Source organism: Muricauda sp. SCSIO 64092, assembly GCF_023016285.1.
Taxonomy (GTDB): Bacteria; Bacteroidota; Bacteroidia; order Flavobacteriales; family Flavobacteriaceae; genus Croceivirga.
Genome location: NZ_CP095413.1, coordinates 1,027,385 through 1,047,717 on the forward strand (window position 1 = coordinate 1,027,385; position 20,333 = coordinate 1,047,717).

The following is a 20,333-nucleotide window of genomic DNA, read 5'->3' on the forward strand; positions in this document are numbered from 1 at the left end:
ATAAAAATTTAAATGATATCTAAGATGAAAAAAAATAACTTGCTATCGCTCTTGATAATAATCATCGTTTTTAGTGCTAAAGGACAAAAAGTGTATAATGAAAATGTAACTATCCAACCAAGTAGCTATGGTCCGAAACTTATTCTAAACGATCCTAATACTGAAAATAAGATTCCTATTGAGTTTCGGTCTAATAATATAATTAAATGGGAATTAGGAACTAGAAGGGCTAGTGAACAATATGACTTAGCATTATGGAGATATTTTAACAACTCTTATTCTCCAGTTATGTGGTTTAATCAAGATAATGGAAATGTAGGAATTGGCACTACTACACCAAATTCTAAACTAGAAATTGAATCTGAAGGAGTTCACTATAATACTGGAGCATCTTTAAGGATCAAAGATGTAACGAATAGAGGAACCATATTTTTAGAATCTGTTAAAGACCAACCTACTGATTTTGTTTTTAAAAATAATAATAGACTTTCTTGGGTAATGTCAACGAGAGGGTCTTCTGATGATTACGCACTTAGGTTTTTCCCTTCTCAAAATGGGACTTCATGGTCTGCTCCTTCTTTATCCTTATCGACAAATGGAAATATTGGAATTGGAACAATAAATACAGGATCTTGGAAATTAGCAGTTAACGGAAAGATAAGAGCAAAAGAAATAAAAGTCGAAACAGGATGGCCTGATTTTGTTTTCTATGATGATTACCAACTACCAACTTTGGATGAGGTGGAAAATCATATTCAAGAAAATGGGCACCTAAAAGATATTCCAACTGCAAGGGAAGTAGAAGAAAATGGAATTTTCTTAGGAGAAATGGATTCCAAATTGCTTCAAAAGATTGAGGAATTAACTCTTTATACAATCCAACAGGAAAAAAAAATAAAAGAATTAGAGTCTCTAAATAAAAAGTTACTTGAATTAGAATCAAGACTTGAAAAACTGGAAGCTAAAAAGTAAAAAAACTTACAACACTATAACAAAACATAATTGCCCTTTGGGACAACAACGCTTGTTATATTTATTGTTGCCCACAATTTAATCTTAAAAAATGAAGAAAATCGGGTTACTTACAGTGCTATTAATTTCAATTTCCATATCAGCTCAATTTGAAGCATCTTTTGGAGTTAAGGCCGGAACAAATTATTCTCAATTTACACCTGACATGGAAGTAGCTGGTACTACGACTCTGGAATATCAAGGCAAAATAGGATATTATGTTGGTGGATTTATGAATATCAGCCTTTCCGATAAGCTCAGTATCCAACCTGAATTGCTATTTGCCAACCAAGGGACAAAAACCTTCGTTGAGAATTTTCCTGCAAGAGAGAGTCCAGCCGAACCTGAAAGGCTAGTAGATGTAAAAACCAATGTAAATGAATACTCAATTTTATTGCCAGTTGTTTTCCGATATGGATTTACGGAAACATTCTTCATAGAAGCAGGACCCCAAGTAAGTTATGCCTTCGATCGGACTGACATTATCAGGTTAAATGAACTAGACCCGTCGACCGAGGGAGAAGAAGTGACGGATTCACCCTTTGTAACCGATTTTGATGAACTTGATATAGCTGTCAACTTAGGTGTCGGAATTGATTTGACTGAAAAGTTGGAATTGAACTTGAGATATGCACTGGGAATTATCGAAAGAGATGACAATTACAAAACTGCTGTCATAAATTTTGGACTCGGGTTTAAAGTATTGTAAAACTTTGGGTAACAGGGGCTATAATCCATCCCGTCATTCTTCCTAACTTTAAACCTGATAACCATGAACATGGCCGGATTTCATACGCAAAACCATTGTAGCCAATTAAAAAACCCTATATGAATTATAATGAATACTTGGTAAATCGACTTAGGGAGGTTCTTTTAAGCGGTAAATGGGTTGTTGGAACCAACTTTAAGGAACAGCTGGAAGACTTAACATGGACGGAAGCGACAAAAAAGGTGGAAAACTTTAATTCGATTTCGAGTATCACGTTCCACATCAACTATTACCTGTCGGGAGTTATGGACGTTTTTAAAGGCGGGGATCTTACCATTAGGGACAAGTACAGCTTTGATGCACCGAAAATCAACAGTGAAAGGGAATGGAACCTGAGAAAGGAAAAATTGGTAAAGGATTCGGAAGACTTCATCCAATTGGTCTGGAATATGGAACCTCAGAGATTAATGGATGTTTTTGTAAAAGAAGAATATGGTTCCTATTACAGAAGTATTGATGTAATTATTGAACATACGTACTACCATCTTGGACAAATCATCCTCATTAAAAAGAAAATAAGAGCAAAAAGTGAGGATTGACCATGCTTAATTTTAGCTTTGTTTTTAAAAGTATACGCGCTAGGCATAAAATCGGCCAAAAACCCTGATTTTGAGGAAATCCAATCGATGTGTAATGAGGACTATGGCGCCCACGAGTTAGCTTTGGAGGTACGTATAACCGCAAGACCAATTTTAAAAAAACGTGTTACAACATTTTAGCTGGACCGTTACCCAGAAAACACCGCTTTGAATTACATATGTGAAGTCCAAAATCAAAACATATAACTCTGAAGATTTTCGGAATGAATACTTGAACGCCAGTCCGGAATTGGAACAACTTTTTAAGAAAAGTCTTGAAGACTTTTTCTGTTTCAGAATCGAAGACATCAGTGAAAGGGTACGTAAGCCCATATCACCTTCAAGGGAAGAAAGCCACACGATAATCTTTGTCACGGAAGGCACCTATACAACCAAAATCGGTTTTAAGGAATATACGGTTAAACCCAACCAAATCGTAATCTATCAGGCAGGTGCGGTTTTTTCGACGGAACAAATCAATACTAAAGTGAACGGCTTTACCTGCCATTTTCATCCGGACATTCTTATTGGCCAATTTGGAAACCACACCTTACTAACGGATTTTGAGTTTTTACATGTGGGTAACCACCCTATTATCAATGTAACCCAAGACGCGAAACCTGCTATTCAAAACGTATTGGAAAGGCTGTGTGTCGAGTTCAAATCCGATGACCGACCAAACCCGACCATCGTTCACTCTTACCTTTATACACTACTTGCCGAATTAAAGCTTCTATTTGGTCAGAACAGCTCGGTCAATCGCAGTGCTTCGTTTCAAATTACTTCCCAATTCAGAAAATTGGCACACCAAAACGTGAAAAAGAATCTAAAAGTGGCCGACTTTGCGGAAATGATGAATATCAGTCCCAATCATTTAAACAAATCGGTTAAAAGCATCACCTCCAAGTCCGCATCCGAAATCAATGATGAAGTAAAACTAATCGAAATCAAATTTTTACTGTACCAATCAGGTTTGTCAATTAGTGAAATTTCATATGAAATGGGATATTTGGACGCTTCCTACTTCACTCGGTTTTTTAAAAAACGAACCAAGGTTTCCCCAACAGCATTTCGAAGAATGATTGAAAAGTCCTAACCTTGGAATAATACTTCATAGTCCTTTTTTGATACGATAAAGACCTTTGCATTTGAAAATTTGACGCCGATGTATTCAACCGTATTGACCCTACATTCCCTATTCAGATGGCTGGTACTACTCTCATTAGGCTTCGCGATATACCGAGCGTACAAAGGGTATACTTCCAAGTCGCCCTTTTCCTATTTGGACAACAAGGTTCGACATTGGACAGCAACAATCGCCCATATTCAGCTTATTTTGGGGATTCTCGTTTATATCAAAAGCCCAATTATCCAATACTACTTCTCCGATTTTAAGAATTTAGTTGCTGATTGGAATTTGACTTTTTACGGTCTTTTTCATTTTATCCTTATGATCGGTGCCATAGTACTCATCACCATAGGTTCGGCAAAAGCCAAACGGAAAAAAACAGCACGGGAAAAGTTCAAGACCATTCTTGTAACCTATTCCATTGCGCTTATTTTGATTTTTATTGCCATTCCCTGGCCATTTTCGCCATTGGCAAATCGACCGTACATAAGGGCATTTTAAATGAACAAATTCCTTGTTTCCAATATCGGCAGGCTTCGTTTATTGGCAATCTTGGAAGGATTGTCATTACTCGGGTTGGTCTTTGTATCCGTTCCGCTCAAGTATATATTCGGTATTACCCAACTTTCCTCAGTTTTAGGTCCTATTCACGGCATACTTTTCCTGTTGTTCGTTTTCAACACCATTAGTGTGGGGACGGAATATGGGTGGAAATTCAAAGAAACAACCTGGAAAGTATTGTTGGCCTGTATCATTCCATTTGGAACATTTTACATCGACCTTAAAATCCTGAAACCGATTCACAAAAAGATGGGTCAATGAATATTTACGTTTTTAAGACCTCCATTGAACCTCGGGATATAAAAAGCGTCAATGAACTACTACGCACTTTAATTCCGAATTGCAAATGGAACTACGATTTGGAAGATTGCGATAACATTTTGAGGGTTGAGAGTAGAAAGAACATTGCCAAACTCATATCCTTTCATTTGGGAATGGACGGGTTTTACTGCGAAGAGTTGGAATAAAGCCTGCGGGCAACAAGGTATAACCGCGCACGGCATACTGACCAAAAACGTCAGCACATTCGGAATTTCCAATGTCCGTTCTAAGCCGAAAAATGGTAACTTCAAACCCCTAACAGACGGTTATTCGAGACCGTTACCCAACATTTGACAGAACATTGAACATTGAACTTCGAAATATCAATTGGACTAAAAAAAGTGGAATTCTAATTATCGGAATTTGCTTGAGTGCTATGTTATTAAAATATTTGGTTCAGCCTTATCGCGGAACTTGGATTTATCAATACGGAAATATGATTTCTTTGCTTGTCTTCTATGGTGGGGTTTTTTGGTCTTTGATGAACACAATCCTTTTGATTTCAAAGCATAAATCTGACTTAAAGAACAATCTGATTTGGATTTTTTTAAGTGCAATTCCATTTTTATATATCGCAATAATGATGGCAATAGCAATGAATAGGATAATTTAATAAATGAAAAATCTGACTTTCAAACATACTTCAATGCTTCTTTATGCCATAGCATTGGTTTTACCAATATTTTTCGGAGCTGGGGTGATTGGGATTTTTGGATTAGTTTTTGGCTTAATTGGAATGTTTGAATTTGATATTTACATCTTTCTTCCTTGGCTTGCGAACATCTTATATTTTTTAAACTTAATTTTTGAGAAAAAAATCAATAAACTTAAAATACCGATATCGATTTTAACAATAATTTTTGGACTATTTACATTTGGAATTTCAAGAATACCTCTGGACGAAGGAGGAGCTTATGCCAATGTGAAACCTGGAATCGGATTTGGAATTTGGATATTGAGCTTTTTAATCTTATTAGTCGGACAATTAAAAAATAAAACGTTGGGCAACAAGGTATAACCGCACACCGCGTACTGACCAAAAACGTCAGCACATTCGGAATTTCCAATGTCCGTTCTAAACCGAAAAATGGTAACTTCAAACCCCTAACGGACGGTTATTCATGATCGTTGTAGCCCATTAGGGGAAAACCGTAAAATGAACGAAGCACTAATCAATCGTAAAGGAGCAAGAAAAGCTCAGGACATTCCTTCAGAAGTCTTGGAATTACTAAATAATGGAAAAGTCGAAACAGTAAACCTGACCGAGTGGTTGGCTGTTGACCATGTAAAACTCATAAAAGCCGTATTTCCAGGACTAGGGATTGAACAGGACAAAATTGCCCTGATTTCCAAAAAAATTGAATCCCAAAACAAACCCTCTGCAATGAATACAACCAAACTGGTAGGTTCAACAATTTTTCAATGGTATGCAAAAACCACAACTCTAGACGACATAGTGGACAAGCTAAGTGCCCATTTGTCCGACTCGGTTCGTTGCTATGCACCTTACCTCATAGGATTGAATGAAGATTTAACCATTCGCGAAAAATTAACCAAATCGCAAAAATTGGTTGCCGATGGTCATTTTGGAGTTCGGGAAGTCGTATGGATGGCTTTACGACCTGCAATTGACAGAAACCTGGAAGAATCCGTCAAAATATTGAGTGATTGGACCACTAACAAAGATGAAAATATAAGACGGTTTACAACGGAATCAACCCGACCAAGAGGAGTTTGGTGCAAACACATTGAACAACTAAAGGACAATCCTGAAATTGCCTTGCCCATTTTGGAAAAATTGAAGTCCGATACCTCCTAGTATGTTCAGGATAGTGTTGGAAATTGGTTAAATGATGCAAGCAAATCCAAACCAAATTTTGTGATTCAATTATGTGAAAAATGGCAGAAAGAATCACCAACAAAAGAAACGGAAAAAATAATTAAAAGGGCAAGACGGACGATTGATAAAAAATAACTGACTGCAACAGCTATATAATCAATTGCGGTCGGAATTTCCATACTTCGACAAGCTCAGCACAGGCTCGGAAAATCCACCCTGATTCGCTAAATTAGGGCCACAGCGGAAAAGTCCGCCACGTTAAACGTGGCAGGTTGGACGTTTTCCGCAACGAAGCCCTACACGGGACCGTTAGCAGTAAACTATCATGCCCAACAAAAAATACATCCTAATGCTTACCATTCCCATACTAATGTGTGCATTTTCATTGGGAATTTATGGTCAATCCACAGAAACGAGGCTTATCCTATTGGACAGTTCCGAATTTGACGGTTATGGAAAAATTATAAAAGGTAATAAAATACTGTTCCGAATGGATTTGGAGGATGAACCCGATAAATGGGACGGAACCCAAGTGAAACGAATTGAATTTGACCACGGCTTCAAAATTGTTGCCTTCGAATATGTGAAAATTGGAAACTACAAACCTACACTTTATAGAGTCATTGAGCCAGGCTTTATGACCCTTTATGCTTACGATGAATCTTATTGGACTCCAAATCATCCCGTAGGAAACGGCTTAATGAGCGGAAGTTACAGAGCCACTACAACTAGTTATTACATCAAAAGAGATGATAAGGAATTTTTATGTTCCGTACCTCGTAATAAAAATGCGTGGAAAAAACGGCTGATCAATTGTTTTGAGGACTGTCCGGAAATAATGGAAACAATTAATAGCAAAAATGTTACGGATTATGAAATTGAAGATTTAGTTTGGAATTTTAATGAGTATTGTGGAGGTGTTAAAAATTGAAAAGTCTACTGCCAACAATGGTATAATTTACCCGCCCAATTGGTGGGCAAGTAGCTGCAATTCGTTAACTTCAAAATCAGAAACATTCTTCGGCTGTATTTGCTACGGTCGGAAATGCTACGCATTTCTTTTGGTGCCTTCCTCTCGCAATCTATGATTGCTCGTCGGAGGCAAGAACAAATCATAACCGAAACGTTGTACACTATTAAAGCGCTGTGGAAATAGTCCTATATCTTTTTGTTGTAATTTTTATTCTTTTGCTTATCGGTCTTGCCTATACACTGGTGAAAGATTTCAAGGAAATTGTCCTTGGTTTGGTTAATATGTGCGAACCACAACTCTTTCGGCCAATTACTTGGATTTTAAGCCCGATCTGGTTTATTGGTTACGGATTGGAAAAAACCTTTGGTTGGAAGATTATAGAAAAGTACAACGATAGCGATGGACTTGAAAAATATCCTTCGACTGGAAATTTAAAATTGGATTTTTCCAATGGGGACAAAATTGTTGTTTCCGAGACATCCAAACGGAAAGCGGAATCTTTAATTAGGGACTTTTTGGAATTCTGCGATGGCAATTTAAAGTTTGAAAATTTTAAACTGGAAATTGGCCCGAATGTAAAAGTTTATTGTCCACATCATATCACATTTTACGATTTCAGCATACTGACCCAACACTTTTGCAATGAAGTCAAAAAAAGCTGGGGAGTTTTTAAATCCGGACGGTTGAATTACTACTCATATTCTGATGAAAAGACTGTGCACAACATTGTTGGCCAAACTACCGATGGACAAAAATTTTCTATCTATACTTTGGACGATTTATACAATGGCCAATATTTAAAATTGAATCAGGAACTGAAAGTGAAAAAATTTGACTGGAAAATAATAAGTTAAGATCTTACAACACGTTGTACAATTAATTGCGGTCGCAATTTCCATGCTTCGACAAGCCCAGCACAGGCTTAGAATTTCCCGCAATCAATTATCTTTAGAGTCAGATGGACATTTTCCGTTTTTACGCCTTCCTCTCCCGAGTGCTCGGGGTCGTCGGAGGCAAGAACGAAATCATAGCCGATACCGATGATGATATTGAATACGCCTACGGCATAATTTTGGAATAATTTTTGGAGTCTTCATTACCATGAGAAATTTTTCATTTTTACCCATCGTTTTACTTCTCTTCGGAAACTTGACATTGGGACAGGACAATTCAATTTCTGAATTTGATTTATATGGTTGCTGGATAATGGAACGTTTTACCCAAGAAAATGAACCAAACAAAAGGGTGTATATTTCTTGTGGCATTTCCGACAAGCAAAACACTGTGAAGAATTCGGGTATTGTTTTCCGTGCTTATAATAAATGTGTATTTCCAGTACTAATCCAAGACGCGATTTGTCCTATTCTTTACAAGAGTGTAGAGGGCACCTGGACCTATGACAAAGAATCTGGAATTGTAGAAGTTTTTTACCCAAAAGACTTCAAGAAAGGGTTTTGGGATGCGGTTAATAAAGAACAGTCGGAATTGGAAATACGTAATCCAAGAATGAAAATGAAGTTCAAAATAGTTGGACTTGAAAATGGGAAATTGGAAATAGAAAAAGTCACACCCGACATGGTGTACAATTAATTGCGGTCGGATTTTCCATGCTTCGATAAGCTCGGCACAGGCTTAGAATTTTCTGCAATCAATTATCTTTACTACAGACGGATATTTTCCTTCTTTATGCCTCCTCTTATAACCTTTGGTTGTTCGTCGGAGGCAAGAACAAATCATAGCCGAGGCCGTTAGCAAATAGTATTTACAATAATGAATAAAATTTTATCGACTTTCTTAATCATTGTAACATTTTTCAGTTGTAAAAACAATACCGTTTCATATTTCGACCAAGAACCTCCTTCTGCAACTCCGATATTATTTGCACCATCAATTGTTAACACGGACAACATTGAACTTAATGTAGTTTTTAATTATGATTATACAGAAATGTTCTTTTCAAGAATTGTGGACAATAGCTTTGTTATTCATCATTCTGAATTAATTAATGGCAAGTGGTCCAACATTAAACCCATTAAAATGTATGACGATAATGTGTTGGTTTCAGTTGCTTGTGACCCCACGATTACCAAAGACGGAAAGACAATGTATTTTCTTGGAGTAGACCCTAAGCTTTATAAAAATGATGTTACCCGAGAAGAGCTTTACACGATACCTCCAGACATTTATAAAAGTAAAAAAGTGAATGGTAAATGGGAATTAGCCTCTAAAGTGGATTTTTTGGTTTCCACGGAGTACTTGGAAACCTATCCTGTTGTTACAGCAGATGGGAGTTTATATTTTCGCTCAAATAGACCAAGTGATAAAGGAGGAATGAATACCTATCGTGCACAGTATTTAGGAAATGAAAAATTTGAAACACCTGTTATCATAAACACTAAGACGGAGAAAAAGGAACTAATAACTTATGTTTCGCCAGATGAACGGTATGCGATAACTAATGGACAAGGTAAATTTCAAATAACGTTTAATGATAATGGTGAATGGACAAAACCAAAAGAAATACCCTTAAAATATGAAAGTAACTGGCGCTATTATTGTCCGTATATGTCTTCTGACGGAAAATATTTTATCTACTCCAGAAGATATAATAACCCTGAAAAAAAAGGATGGGCAGGTGTTGAAAAAGGAGAGGTTTATTGGGTAAACGCTGATGTACTCTTCAAGGAAAAAATAGAATACAACATTCGTCAACAATGAGTATAAGCAATAGTGGTTTAAGCGATAAAGCGAAAGTATAAACATGAAACAAAGGTCAGTGAGTAGAAATCCGCTACTACCCATACACAAGACCGCTAGCATCAAAAAAATAAGAAAATGAATAAGTTTTTGTTGATAATTCTGTCTTCCTTTGGTTTAGCTACAATGGCGCAATCGCATACGGAGCTGATCGTAAAAAATAAGATTGATCATATGACCGCATTGGCCAGGGAACCTATGGTCTGTGAACATCCCAATGGTACGCTATTTGTCTCGGGGTATAGAAATGGAAGTGGTAGCCCCCAGTTATGGAAAAGCACTACTGAAGGGAAGACCTGGCAAGAAGTAAATGTGGGAACCACAGATCAAGGGGCCATCGGAAATTCCGATGTGGATCTGTTTATTGATCGGAAAGGGAATATCTACCTACTAAGCATGACCTATACCCAACTACCTGAGAATTTGGACGGTTTTGATTACTCAAGTATGAAAGGGGAACGCATTGCGGTAGGCGTAAGTAAGGATGATGGGCAATCATGGAATTGGAAAACCATCTCCGAAAATGACTATGATGACAGGCCATGGATTACGGCCACCACGGATGGTACACTTCACATTATATGGAACGATGGAAAAGGAATCCATCATGTCGTAAGCACTAATGAAGGGGAGACCTGGCTAAACCGACCTGATATATCCACAAAAGGAGGTTCCAGTTTCCTTGCAAACGGCCCTAATGGACAATTGGCCGTTCGGGTTACGCCTTTGTCCGCATCAGGTCAGCAAATGGATCAAGGTATCGACTTGATCCGTCTAAGCTTGGATAATGGTAACTCATGGAAAGAGGTTACCATACCCGGAAAAAGAACTTGGACAAAGGATTTTAGCGGAGTTCCAAGGTGGGTAGAGCCTGCAGTGTGGGATCAGGAAGACAAGCTTTATTTGCTTTGGAGTGAGGGCAATACCCTGAAATTGGGAAGAACCCATACCAATGGTAATTCTTGGGAGGAGCATAGCATCGTACAAAGTAAGGATACCCTCTATTTCCCTTATATGGAAATGAGCGAACAAGGAATTCTTTGCACCTGGGTTTCTGGTTTTAACGAAAACACTAGACATCATGCGGCAATTCTTACTATGGAAGAAGGAAACATTCAAATCAATGCCTTGGAACCCCAAAAGTTGGATATCTGGTCCCGGTTTCAAACAGATGATTATCAACGGGCCACGGGAGGCGAGTATTTTCCAATCATTCCACTCAAAAATGGAAATTTCGGAATGGTGACCACCATACAAAATTCCAAAGCGGGTAGGGAAGGCTTTACTTGGTGGGAACTACAACTCAATACATTCTAATGCTAACCCTATATATGAAATCATCGCTCCCATTTGGTCGTTACACTTCATATACCAAACGTGGTATGGCATTCAAAATACAATGGAAACGAATCTATTTTTAGGACAACTCTAATCGCAACACTATGATCATGAAAAAAAACTTAATCGTACTACTTTTTAGCACCGGCATGATAACTTTTGGAATCAGCCAATCCAAAGTAATGACACCGGAGCAGCTCATTGAATTAAATAGGGTTTCTGCTGTGGGCCTAACCAATGATGGGTCACAGGTAGTTTACAAAACATCCTCTTTTGATCTAAAGACGAATACACGCTCGAGCAGGACATTTTCAGTTTCCGTACACGGTGGAGACCCGCAGTCATTGGATGATGGTGGAAAGCTGGTGAGGGACAAAAATCTATCCCCGGATGGAAAATGGAAATTGATGGCCAAAGAAGTGAAACTTCAGAACGTAAGTGGCCTAGATCATTATGATGATGTCCCTAATTCAAATGTTTACATCTATAATCAACTCAACTACAGACACTGGGACACCTGGGAAGATGGATCCTACAGCCATGTCATGCTACAATCTGCAACCGATACCCTGGACAGTGGAATTGATTTGATGGAGGGAGAACCTTTTGACTGTCCGCAGAAACCATTTGGAGGTGATGAAGATTATATATGGAGTCCCGATTCCAAAAGCGTTTTGTACGTCACTAAAAAATTGGCGGGCACCGAATATGCCGTCAGCACCAATTCAGATATCTATGAATATAACCTGGAAACAAAACAAACAAAAAACCTAACAGCGAACAATAGAGGGTACGATACACATCCTGCATTTTCTTCCAAAGGCACCCTCGCTTGGTTGCAAATGGAAAGGGATGGCTATGAATCCGATAAAAATGATATCATCGTTAGACTACCTAATGGAGACGTGAATCTCACCAAAGATTGGGATGGCATGGTCAATGGCTTTATTTGGAGTGGAGATGGATCAAAGATTTATTATAACGCTCCAGTTGGTGGCACGGTCCAAGCCTTTCAAATCGATGTTCCGGTTGGTAGCGGAACCAAGTCAAAACCCAAACAAATTTCTGAGGGTCAATTTGATGTAAATGGGATCATAGGGCAAAGCGGGGAACATTTAATTGTGTACAGAAGGGATATGAACCATGCCACTGAGATTTATAATCTGAATATCGAAACCGGTGCAATGCAACAATTGTCCAAAGCAAACAATGAAGTCTATGAAGACATCAAAATGTCCAAGATAGAAAAGAGAATGGTCAAAACAACAGATGGAAAGGATATGGTTACCTGGGTGATTTATCCCCCGGATTTTGACCCCACTAAAAAATACCCTACCCTACTCTATTGTCAAGGTGGGCCCCAAGGTGCTTTGTCCCAATTTTATTCGTTCCGATGGAACTTTCAATTGATGGCTGCAAATGGCTACATTATCGTTGCCCCCAATAGAAGGGGCATGCCCGGTCATGGAGTTGAATGGAATGAACAAATCTCAAAGGATTATGGTGGGCAAAATATGGACGATTACCTTTCTGCCATTGATGCCATTGCCAAAGAACCCTATGTGGATACCGATAGATTGGGTTGCGTTGGCGCAAGTTATGGGGGATACTCCGTTTTTTATTTGGCTTCAAGACATGAAGGTAGGTTTCAATCATTTATATCACACGATGGTATTTTCAATTGGAGGTCGATGTATGGAACCACTGAGGAATTATTTTTTGTGAATTGGGATCTTGGTGGAGCATATTGGGACAAAGAAAATGCTGCTGCCCAAAAAACCTATGCCGAATTCAATCCGATAAATTTTGTTGATAAATGGGATACCCCTATTCTTATTATTCAAGGAGGAAAGGATTTTAGGGTACCCATTGGCCAGGGATTGGAAGCTTTTCAGGCTGCACAATTGCAAGGTATACAATCGAGACTTCTGTTTTTCCCGGAAGAAAACCACTGGGTGCTTTCGGCTCAAAACAGCTTGGTCTGGCAGAGGGAATTCTTTAAATGGTTACAGGAGACCGTAAAGGATGTCAAGAAATAAATAGGGGCAATTGGATCAGCGTGCTATGGGTTGAAAGAATTCAAAAAATGAAAACTGAGGTACTAAAACCATGGCCAACATTTTATATGGAGGAATGGTCCTTATGCCAATACTCCGTATATAATTGTTCGTTGTGCTTAATGCCCTTAAAACTTTCCTTGTTGAATGAATAAGTTTGAATACATCAGCAATGCAAGAGTCAATAATAGAATTACTCAAAAGGAGCTATCGGATAAAACGGGTATTTCATTAAGAACCATTCAACGCATTGAAAATGGGAAGGTCGCCCCTAGGGCATATACAATAAGAAAAATAGAAGAAGCTTTAGGAATCAACAACAATTCCCCGGAACATAAAATGCCAAATTCGGATAATAGCTATCGTTTCTTGAAATGGGTTTTTATCTCATCTCTCTGCTTACCCCTATTTTATTCAATCGCTGCATTTATCTATTGGAATTATCAAAAAGATCTACATAAGGTTCATGACAGTTCAGTAAGGGACATCATATACCTTAACTTAATCACGGGTTGTTTGGCCATTCCAATACTTGTAGTGGTAACAGCTATGATTTTAAGAAGCCTTGATATTCCAACAGCCATAAAGTTCTTACCAATATATGTTCCAATTTATTGTTTCTACTCCCTCATTAATCTCTGGTACACGTTAAAAGTCTTAAATCGCAAATCCATAGACAGTTTAATATAGTATACACATTCCCTGCACCGTAAAGATGTGTCGTTTAAATGACGCCTAAATGGCGTGTGTAATTTTTCAATCTTTTCATTGAAGATCCTTCCTTTGTCAAAAAGTAAAAAATCATGAAACATGAAAAAAATACTTCTTATCTCTCTTTTGTTTCTGTTTTCTATTGTGTTGTCTGTTGTAATTACGGTGTATGTAATTGACACTTCTGATACTCCAGACACCTATGACTCATATAAAATAGCATCAAAAATACTATCTGAGGAACGGGAAATAATAGTCAAAACCCCAAGAGGTTACAATGAGGATGGAACAACACGTTATCCTGTGGTTTACATATTTGGGGGTAACTCTTTAACCTACTCCGTTGCAAACGATCTTGACTTATTAATCCGTACTGCAAATTCCAAACCAATCATAGTAGTTGGCGTGCCCAACATTAGTCAAAAAACCAGGCAAAGGGACTTAACACCCCCATTTTTAAAACAAGATTTGGACGAAGTTGATTCACCTCTTGGCAAAGCAGATCAATATTTGGATTTTGTCCAGACAGAAGTAATTCCCCTTATTGGGAAAAACTATCATACATCCTCAGAAAGAATAGCTGTTGGACACTCACGGGAAGGGTTAATGGTGATGTATTCCTTAATGGAGAAGCCAGAACTTTTCAATGGTCATCTTGCCTTAAGTCCCGCGCTATGGAGAGAGAACAATCTATTTGCAAAAGTATTCTCGGATTTCATTCAAGATAAGGACACAATTCCTTCCAGACTTTTCTTGACCATGGGTAATCTAGAAGTTGAAAAAATGAAAAATGCTTATGACATTACCATCAATATTATCGACAAGAACCCTTCTAAAGTGATTTTTAAAGGCATATATTTCCCACAAGCAAACCATTCAAGTAATCCTTTTCTAACTGCGCCTATCGGTTTAGATTGGATACTGAAAAACTAAGCACAACATTGTGCATAAATCATTGGTCAACAAATAATTAAACTGTAAGCCGGTATATTACAAAACTCTTTATCTGCCCAACAGTGAAATGCTTTGAAATGCCCAACGCCTCATACACGAGCTCGCTAGGGCACGTTCAGCCCTCGGCTGACTTTTGATGGATGAAAACTAAAAGGGCTGTTGGTAACAAGGTGTCCTATGAAAGGACATATCATTGTTGAACAAATAGCATCTTATCTTATTTCCATTTCGTCAATTACTCGTCCAACCCATATTTCTTTAATACTTCATCCCAGGATACCGATTGAATTTGCCTGATCAACTGTTTGTTGACCTCATTAAAGTAAGGTTGATTCTTCGCCATGATAAAACTGCGGTACTGCTTTTGAAACGTAAACGGTAGGGACCGTATGTTATCCTGCATATCGTTGGTCTGTATCAAATATTCGGTGGTGGTCCTATCGGAAACCAGTACCTCAATTTTCCTCCGGGACAAGGCCCTTAGGGCCTGTAATGGGGTTCTGTATACCTCCGCGGGTTGCAACCCGTGTTTTTGTAAAAAAAGTTCCGCATCCGAAGCGCCTACAACGCCTATATCCCGAATATTTTGAAGGTCTTCCAAACCATTGATGTCCGCTTCCAGCGTGTTTACGGTTAATGTTGAGGCAATGGTCGCCGTAAATCCGGAAATGATGATAATGGCCGTAAACATCCACACAATGGCAATTGTTTTTCCCAAATGTGTTTTGGGCGCCTTATCGCCATACCCCACCGTGGTCATGGTTACCGCAGCCCACCAAAGGCCATCAAAAAGTCCCTTTACACCTGGTCTAAACTGGTATTTATTTGCCTTGCGTTCCACAAACCATAGAATGGTACCAAAGGTGAGCAAAATGACCAGCAGGAGCAGTACGATATTCAAAAAATCACGGGAAAAAAAGTTGTTGATGAAAATTTGAAACTGACTTTGACTGTTTACGGTCGTCGAAACGCCCAAACTGGAAACGTAGAAGGGGTGACTCACCTGAAACCGCTCAACCCTGCTGGGACTGTTGCTCAGGGGATTAATGGCAATGTCCAACTCTTCATAGTCCAACGAACGGACAATGCTTACGGCATCACTATGTTCCACGTATTCGTAGGGAACATCCATTTCGGATACAATACGTTCCCAAAGATCGATGGACACTCCCGTATACCCCTCAGAACCCTTCACCACAAAAGGAGGATCGATATAGACTCCGATTCGTAGTGCATCCTGCGGTGTTTGGGCGAGACCCAAACCTCCCAATAGAAAGGATACCAAAAGAACTATGTTACGATACATCTTTGTTATGGTATTGTAGTTCATCCACCACATTTAGGGCTAAAAACCGAACCAGAATCCCCAGCAAAGCCATGGTCTGCTGTGAAAACACATTTTTTTCCTTGGAATAGACACAAAAAACCAGGGTGTTGCCCTTTTTTTGTTCAAAAGGCACATACAGTCTTGAAAAATACCCATGGTTATCGTGTTGGCTTATATAATGGCGCACTTCTTTGTCACAATCATTGATTACAAGGGGTTTATCGGTAACCAATACATAACTGGGCAAATTGTTCTTTTCATCGAATACTTCTTCCCTTGTCAACATATCCGGATTTCCCCTTTGGTACCCTTTGTACCCAATCACTTCCCCTTTTTTATACCCTATTTCGAACAAATCCATTCGCGTGGGCAGCTCCACCAGTTTGCTCAGAATGGGCAATATAACGTTCCAATGCGGATCTTTGGGAATTTGCCTGATCAATCTGTGCAACAAATAGCTGTTCACCCCAGCGCTTTTCAACTCATTTTTTTTCTGTTGCAGGGCACTACTCTTAACGACCAGTTCAGCCTCCATTTCTTCAAGCTCTTTTTGTTTTTGCGACAAGGAAGCTTGCAATCCCCCCACTTTTTTGAGTACCCAGCGCCTTGCAAAGAACCAAAAGAAATAAAATCCCAAAGCAACCTGCAAGCCTATCCCCCACCAAGTACGATACCATTTTGGAATTACCTCAACGGGTATGGACAAAGGTGTACTCCATTGAAACCCCCCGGATTTTTGACCCCGTACCCATAAGGTGTAGCTCCCCCCATTGAGTCCTTCCAACGCTAATTCCGTGGTATTGGTTGCGCTCCATCCAATATCCTCAACGTCTTCTTTTGACAAACTGTTTTCAAAAATTTTATATTGATACCTAACATCATCACTTGGGAAAGTGAGTGTCGCCATGGAAAGCGTGGTTTTCTGTGTTTCTTTTAGTTGAATTGATTCATTTTCTTTAATCTCGACATTATCCACCACCCCCTTTTTTAAAATCGGTGTTTTGGTTTGATAGGGCCTTGGATGAACCTGCGAGGAATACACAACCCCCTCGGGAGTGCCTACCCAGAGTTGTGAATTATCAAAAAGCACCATACAGCGGTATGAGGAAATCTTGGACGGCGTTCCACTGACCTCATCAAAAACCACATAATTGCCCTGCCCATCCAAATGAATAAGTCCATTGGTATCCGTAGCCAACCAAAGTGCACCATTGGGCATGGCGGTAATAGATCTCACCTCGTTATGGGTGAACCCTCCAAGATCGACCTTTCGTATGGTTTCCGTGTCATACTTTAACAGTCCATCGGTAGTAGCGAGCCATACAATACCCAAACGGTCCACGGCCATATCGTGTACTTCAAAATTACCGCTCACCTTAAATGGAAAGGGAAGACTCTTGTTTTGAAATCGATCCGATGATGGGTCGTATTTATACAGATAAGAGGCTACGCCAATGCCCGCCGCGTACAATTCGTTTTTCCCACCTTCCCGCATCACCAAGATTCGATTGTCAAAACCCTTATCCCTGCCATATTCACTAAAATTACCTTTGGAATCGATACGTGCGGCTCCAACCACCGGCCTATCGGAGGGGGCCTGACAGACCCATAGATTGTCATTATGGTCCGCATAAATAAAGAACACCCCGCTCCCACGTTGACCTAAATCATAGGTCCTTTTCAATTCGTTACCCTGATATTGAAATATCATCCCCTCAGCTGAACCATACCAAACCTTATCCTCTATGGAACCAATTCCCACAATATCGTTAAGGTCATCAACTTTCTCGAATCCCTTTGCCATACCCTTACCATAAATCCTGGAGACCGTACCCTGGGAAATTAAAACCGGTCCTTCCGGGGTCGAATTCATCGCCCTAATATTATCATGGCCCAGACCGGACACGCTTTGAAAAAAACTGGACCATAACAAGGTAAGGCCCTTATCGGTACATACCCAAATGATATCATCAAGTCCAGCCTCACTTTCGGTAAACTGCAAATGGTTTATCGTTCCAAAAGAGAGATTCTCCACACGGTGCGGGTCATTGGCACCAAAGACCTTCGATAATTGCGCTGTACCTTCTTGGACTTGAAGCGTGTATAGGGTAGATTCCGAATTTAAGAATAGCGTCCCGTGCCCATTCATGGTGATGTTCCGAAATTTCCTGTCCGAAAAAAACAGTTGCTTATTGGTAATCGTATGGTTGCGGGTAACCTCAAATTTTTCCAACCGATCGCCTACCAACCAAATGGCATTCCCTGCTATGAGGAAGTCATAGCCGGATTCATAATTTTTGGCGGCTTGAAATTTTTGTGTCGTTTCGTCAAAATAGAACAATCCATGTTCGGGCACCAACACCCATAGGGTATGGAACGGGTCTTCACCAAAGACCACTTTGGGCACTTTTTCCCCGGATACGAGGTCAAATCTGTCCATAGTGTCCATAGCATCGGAAAACAGTAGTATGGAACCATCCATTTGTCCCGTCCACAATCTTTTTCGGCTATCCTTAAATAGGGTTGTGGGGTAGTGTAAATTGGCATTTATATCAAACGAGCGTATTTGTGGCCGTCCATTGGTATTGATAATACTATGGATTCCAGTATCGTTGGTAAAGAATAGGGTATTTTCATCCCACGAAACAAAATTCCTGATCGTTTTGCTTCTCAAAGTGGTGTTATAGTCGTCAAAAGTATGGCCATCAAATCGATATAAACCTTGATCGGTGGCCAACCACATAAATCCCCTACCATCCTGAACAACATGGTTTACACTTTGAAACGGCACCTCCTCCCCATGGTAATGGGCATATTTAAACTTTTGCGCATAAACGGAATGTATGGCCAAGGAGAAAATAAGAATGAAGATTTTGAACCTCATGAGCCAAGAGAAAGACTCCTAAAGTTAAAAAAAGCCAAGGACTTTGATATCTGGGGGATTCTTCAGCGTAGGGTTTGATTAAAAAATACGCCAACAAAAGCTAAAACCTACCTGCTTCATTGGTGGACAGGTATACCCCTGTCAGCCTTTCGATTATTAGGGGTATTTTGTTTGAATCCTCTTTTGGAATCTCAGATTTCCCGACCAAATGCACAGCTGGGTTGATTTTTATCGAATGTTGAACCTTCCGGACAATATACATTCCCCACATGCGTTGCCAGCATAAACCCTAGTCCCATGCGAATCATATACCTACCCCTTACCATTGTTTTGCTACTATTGTCCTGTAGTAGCGAGGATAACACTCTGGAAGATCCATTGACCGAAGACAATTCTGGACAAGAATCCAATACTGGGAGCAATTGCCCAGCTTCCATTGGATTTGTTTTTGAGGAAAGTAATGGTATCGTTTCCATAGAATTTGAGAACAATGAGTTTCCCCAAGGCTGGGTATTGAAAAATGATGTTTCCGATGTTTCTGGGGACGGATATATGCAATGGGAGGGTAATCCAAGCATGGGTGACCCCGGTAACGGCATGGTTACTTTTCCAATACGGATTTCCAATACCGGAGTCTACAGGTTTAATTGGAAGTCTTCCTACAGAAGGGGGGACAATGGAACAGAGCACAACGATTCCTGGTTAAGGTTCCCGGATGCCGATGACTTTTTTGGAATGAAAAACGATGGTAGTGTTGTCTATCCGAATGGTTCCGGTAAGCAGCCAAATCCCAATGGTGCTTCAAAGGATGGATGGTTTAAGATTTACCGAAGTGGGGATGACAATGCATTTAAATGGCAGGCCAGAACTTCCGATCACGATGCACATGATATCTACGTCAGCTTTGAAACTGCGGGAATCTACGTATTGGAGGTTTCTGCCCGATCCGACTTCCATGCCATAGATAGAATATTGCTGCACCGGGAAACCATTGCGGAGAATGACGCCGTATCACTTGCAACCAATTTTAGTAACAAAGAATCGTGTAATTGATGCATCATTGCATGCAGAAAGGGTTGCAATGGATTGGATATCCAACCCACTGGCTCCCCATATATTGAAA

General features: G+C 39.5%; 20 protein-coding genes and 1 pseudogene. 19 read left to right on the top strand and 2 right to left on the bottom strand.

The genetic code is table 11. From position 1 onward, the window contains the following. Positions 1-24 precede the first annotated feature (24 nt). The 18 genes and pseudogenes from L0P88_RS04330 to L0P88_RS04410 all read left to right on the top strand — a co-directional run bounded on the left by L0P88_RS04330 (position 25) and on the right by L0P88_RS04410 (position 14,978). Positions 25-972, top strand: a complete 948-nt coding sequence (locus tag L0P88_RS04330; RefSeq protein WP_247133401.1) for a hypothetical protein — start codon at positions 25-27, stop codon at positions 970-972. Between the two features lie 91 nt (positions 973-1,063). After that, positions 1,064-1,720, top strand: a complete 657-nt coding sequence (locus L0P88_RS04335) for a porin family protein (RefSeq protein WP_247133402.1) — start codon at positions 1,064-1,066, stop codon at positions 1,718-1,720. 119 nt (positions 1,721-1,839) lie between these two features. Then, the gene (locus tag L0P88_RS04340) at positions 1,840-2,319 is read left to right on the top strand and encodes a DUF1572 family protein (protein ID WP_247133403.1); all 480 of its coding nucleotides are present in this window, start codon (positions 1,840-1,842) and stop codon (positions 2,317-2,319) included. A gap of 220 nt (positions 2,320-2,539) precedes the next feature. Continuing rightward, entirely contained in the window at positions 2,540-3,454 is a 915-nt protein-coding gene (locus L0P88_RS04345) for a helix-turn-helix domain-containing protein (protein ID WP_247133404.1), read from the top strand. Positions 3,455-3,523: 69 nt separating this feature from the next. Further along, the gene (locus L0P88_RS04350; RefSeq protein WP_247133405.1) at positions 3,524-3,988 is read left to right on the top strand and encodes a hypothetical protein; all 465 of its coding nucleotides are present in this window, start codon (positions 3,524-3,526) and stop codon (positions 3,986-3,988) included. Beyond that, positions 3,989-4,309, top strand: a complete 321-nt coding sequence (locus L0P88_RS04355; RefSeq protein WP_247133406.1) for a DUF3817 domain-containing protein — start codon at positions 3,989-3,991, stop codon at positions 4,307-4,309. After that, positions 4,306-4,515, top strand: coding sequence for a hypothetical protein (locus L0P88_RS04360; RefSeq protein ID WP_247133407.1), 210 nt, complete (start codon positions 4,306-4,308; stop codon positions 4,513-4,515). Before L0P88_RS04355 ends, L0P88_RS04360 begins: the two co-directional genes overlap by 4 nt. Positions 4,516-4,985: 470 nt before the next feature. After that, positions 4,986-5,387, top strand: a complete 402-nt coding sequence (locus L0P88_RS04365; RefSeq protein WP_247133408.1) for a hypothetical protein — start codon at positions 4,986-4,988, stop codon at positions 5,385-5,387. A 138-nt stretch (positions 5,388-5,525) separates the two neighbouring features. Continuing rightward, a pseudogene (locus L0P88_RS04370) lies at positions 5,526-6,344 on the top strand (DNA alkylation repair protein). Between the two features lie 355 nt (positions 6,345-6,699). Continuing rightward, positions 6,700-7,140, top strand: a complete 441-nt coding sequence (locus L0P88_RS04375; RefSeq protein ID WP_247133409.1) for a hypothetical protein — start codon at positions 6,700-6,702, stop codon at positions 7,138-7,140. 392 nt (positions 7,141-7,532) lie between these two features. Further along, on the top strand, positions 7,533-8,036 hold the full coding sequence (locus tag L0P88_RS04380; protein WP_247133410.1) for a hypothetical protein: 504 nt from the start codon (positions 7,533-7,535) through the stop codon (positions 8,034-8,036). Between the two features lie 104 nt (positions 8,037-8,140). Further along, complete coding sequence (locus tag L0P88_RS23925; RefSeq protein ID WP_281499712.1) at positions 8,141-8,263, top strand: hypothetical protein; 123 nt, start codon at positions 8,141-8,143, stop codon at positions 8,261-8,263. A gap of 20 nt (positions 8,264-8,283) precedes the next feature. Then, positions 8,284-8,772 carry a hypothetical protein gene (locus tag L0P88_RS04385; protein ID WP_247133411.1) on the top strand — a complete coding sequence of 163 codons (489 nt, stop codon included), beginning with the start codon at positions 8,284-8,286 and terminating at the stop codon, positions 8,770-8,772. A gap of 180 nt (positions 8,773-8,952) precedes the next feature. Beyond that, positions 8,953-9,900 (top strand): hypothetical protein, encoded by a 948-nt coding sequence (locus tag L0P88_RS04390; RefSeq protein WP_247133412.1) that lies wholly within the window; start codon positions 8,953-8,955, stop codon positions 9,898-9,900. Between the two features lie 117 nt (positions 9,901-10,017). Next, entirely contained in the window at positions 10,018-11,256 is a 1,239-nt protein-coding gene (locus L0P88_RS04395; protein WP_247133413.1) for a sialidase family protein, read from the top strand. 131 nt (positions 11,257-11,387) lie between these two features. Continuing rightward, positions 11,388-13,316 carry a S9 family peptidase gene (locus L0P88_RS04400; protein WP_247133414.1) on the top strand — a complete coding sequence of 643 codons (1,929 nt, stop codon included), beginning with the start codon at positions 11,388-11,390 and terminating at the stop codon, positions 13,314-13,316. A 165-nt stretch (positions 13,317-13,481) separates the two neighbouring features. Continuing rightward, positions 13,482-14,024, top strand: coding sequence for a multiprotein-bridging factor 1 family protein (locus L0P88_RS04405; protein ID WP_247133415.1), 543 nt, complete (start codon positions 13,482-13,484; stop codon positions 14,022-14,024). Positions 14,025-14,144: 120 nt separating this feature from the next. Further along, the gene (locus L0P88_RS04410; protein WP_247133416.1) at positions 14,145-14,978 is read left to right on the top strand and encodes an alpha/beta hydrolase; all 834 of its coding nucleotides are present in this window, start codon (positions 14,145-14,147) and stop codon (positions 14,976-14,978) included. Between the two features lie 256 nt (positions 14,979-15,234). Here L0P88_RS04410 and L0P88_RS04415 read toward each other — a convergent pair whose 3' ends face one another. Together L0P88_RS04415 and L0P88_RS04420 are read right to left on the bottom strand one after the other, a co-directional pair. After that, positions 15,235-16,305: an ion channel gene (locus L0P88_RS04415; RefSeq protein WP_247133417.1), complete on the bottom strand. Its 1,071-nt coding sequence runs from the start codon at positions 16,303-16,305 to the stop codon at positions 15,235-15,237. Beyond that, positions 16,295-19,210 carry a GAF domain-containing protein gene (locus tag L0P88_RS04420; protein WP_247133418.1) on the bottom strand — a complete coding sequence of 972 codons (2,916 nt, stop codon included), beginning with the start codon at positions 19,208-19,210 and terminating at the stop codon, positions 16,295-16,297. The genes L0P88_RS04415 and L0P88_RS04420 overlap by 11 nt, the downstream gene beginning before the upstream one ends. Positions 19,211-19,507: 297 nt before the next feature. Between L0P88_RS04420 and L0P88_RS04425 the strand changes: the two genes are divergently transcribed. Next, positions 19,508-20,263: a hypothetical protein gene (locus L0P88_RS04425; protein WP_247133419.1), complete on the top strand. Its 756-nt coding sequence runs from the start codon at positions 19,508-19,510 to the stop codon at positions 20,261-20,263. The last annotated feature ends 70 nt before the right edge of the window (positions 20,264-20,333 follow it).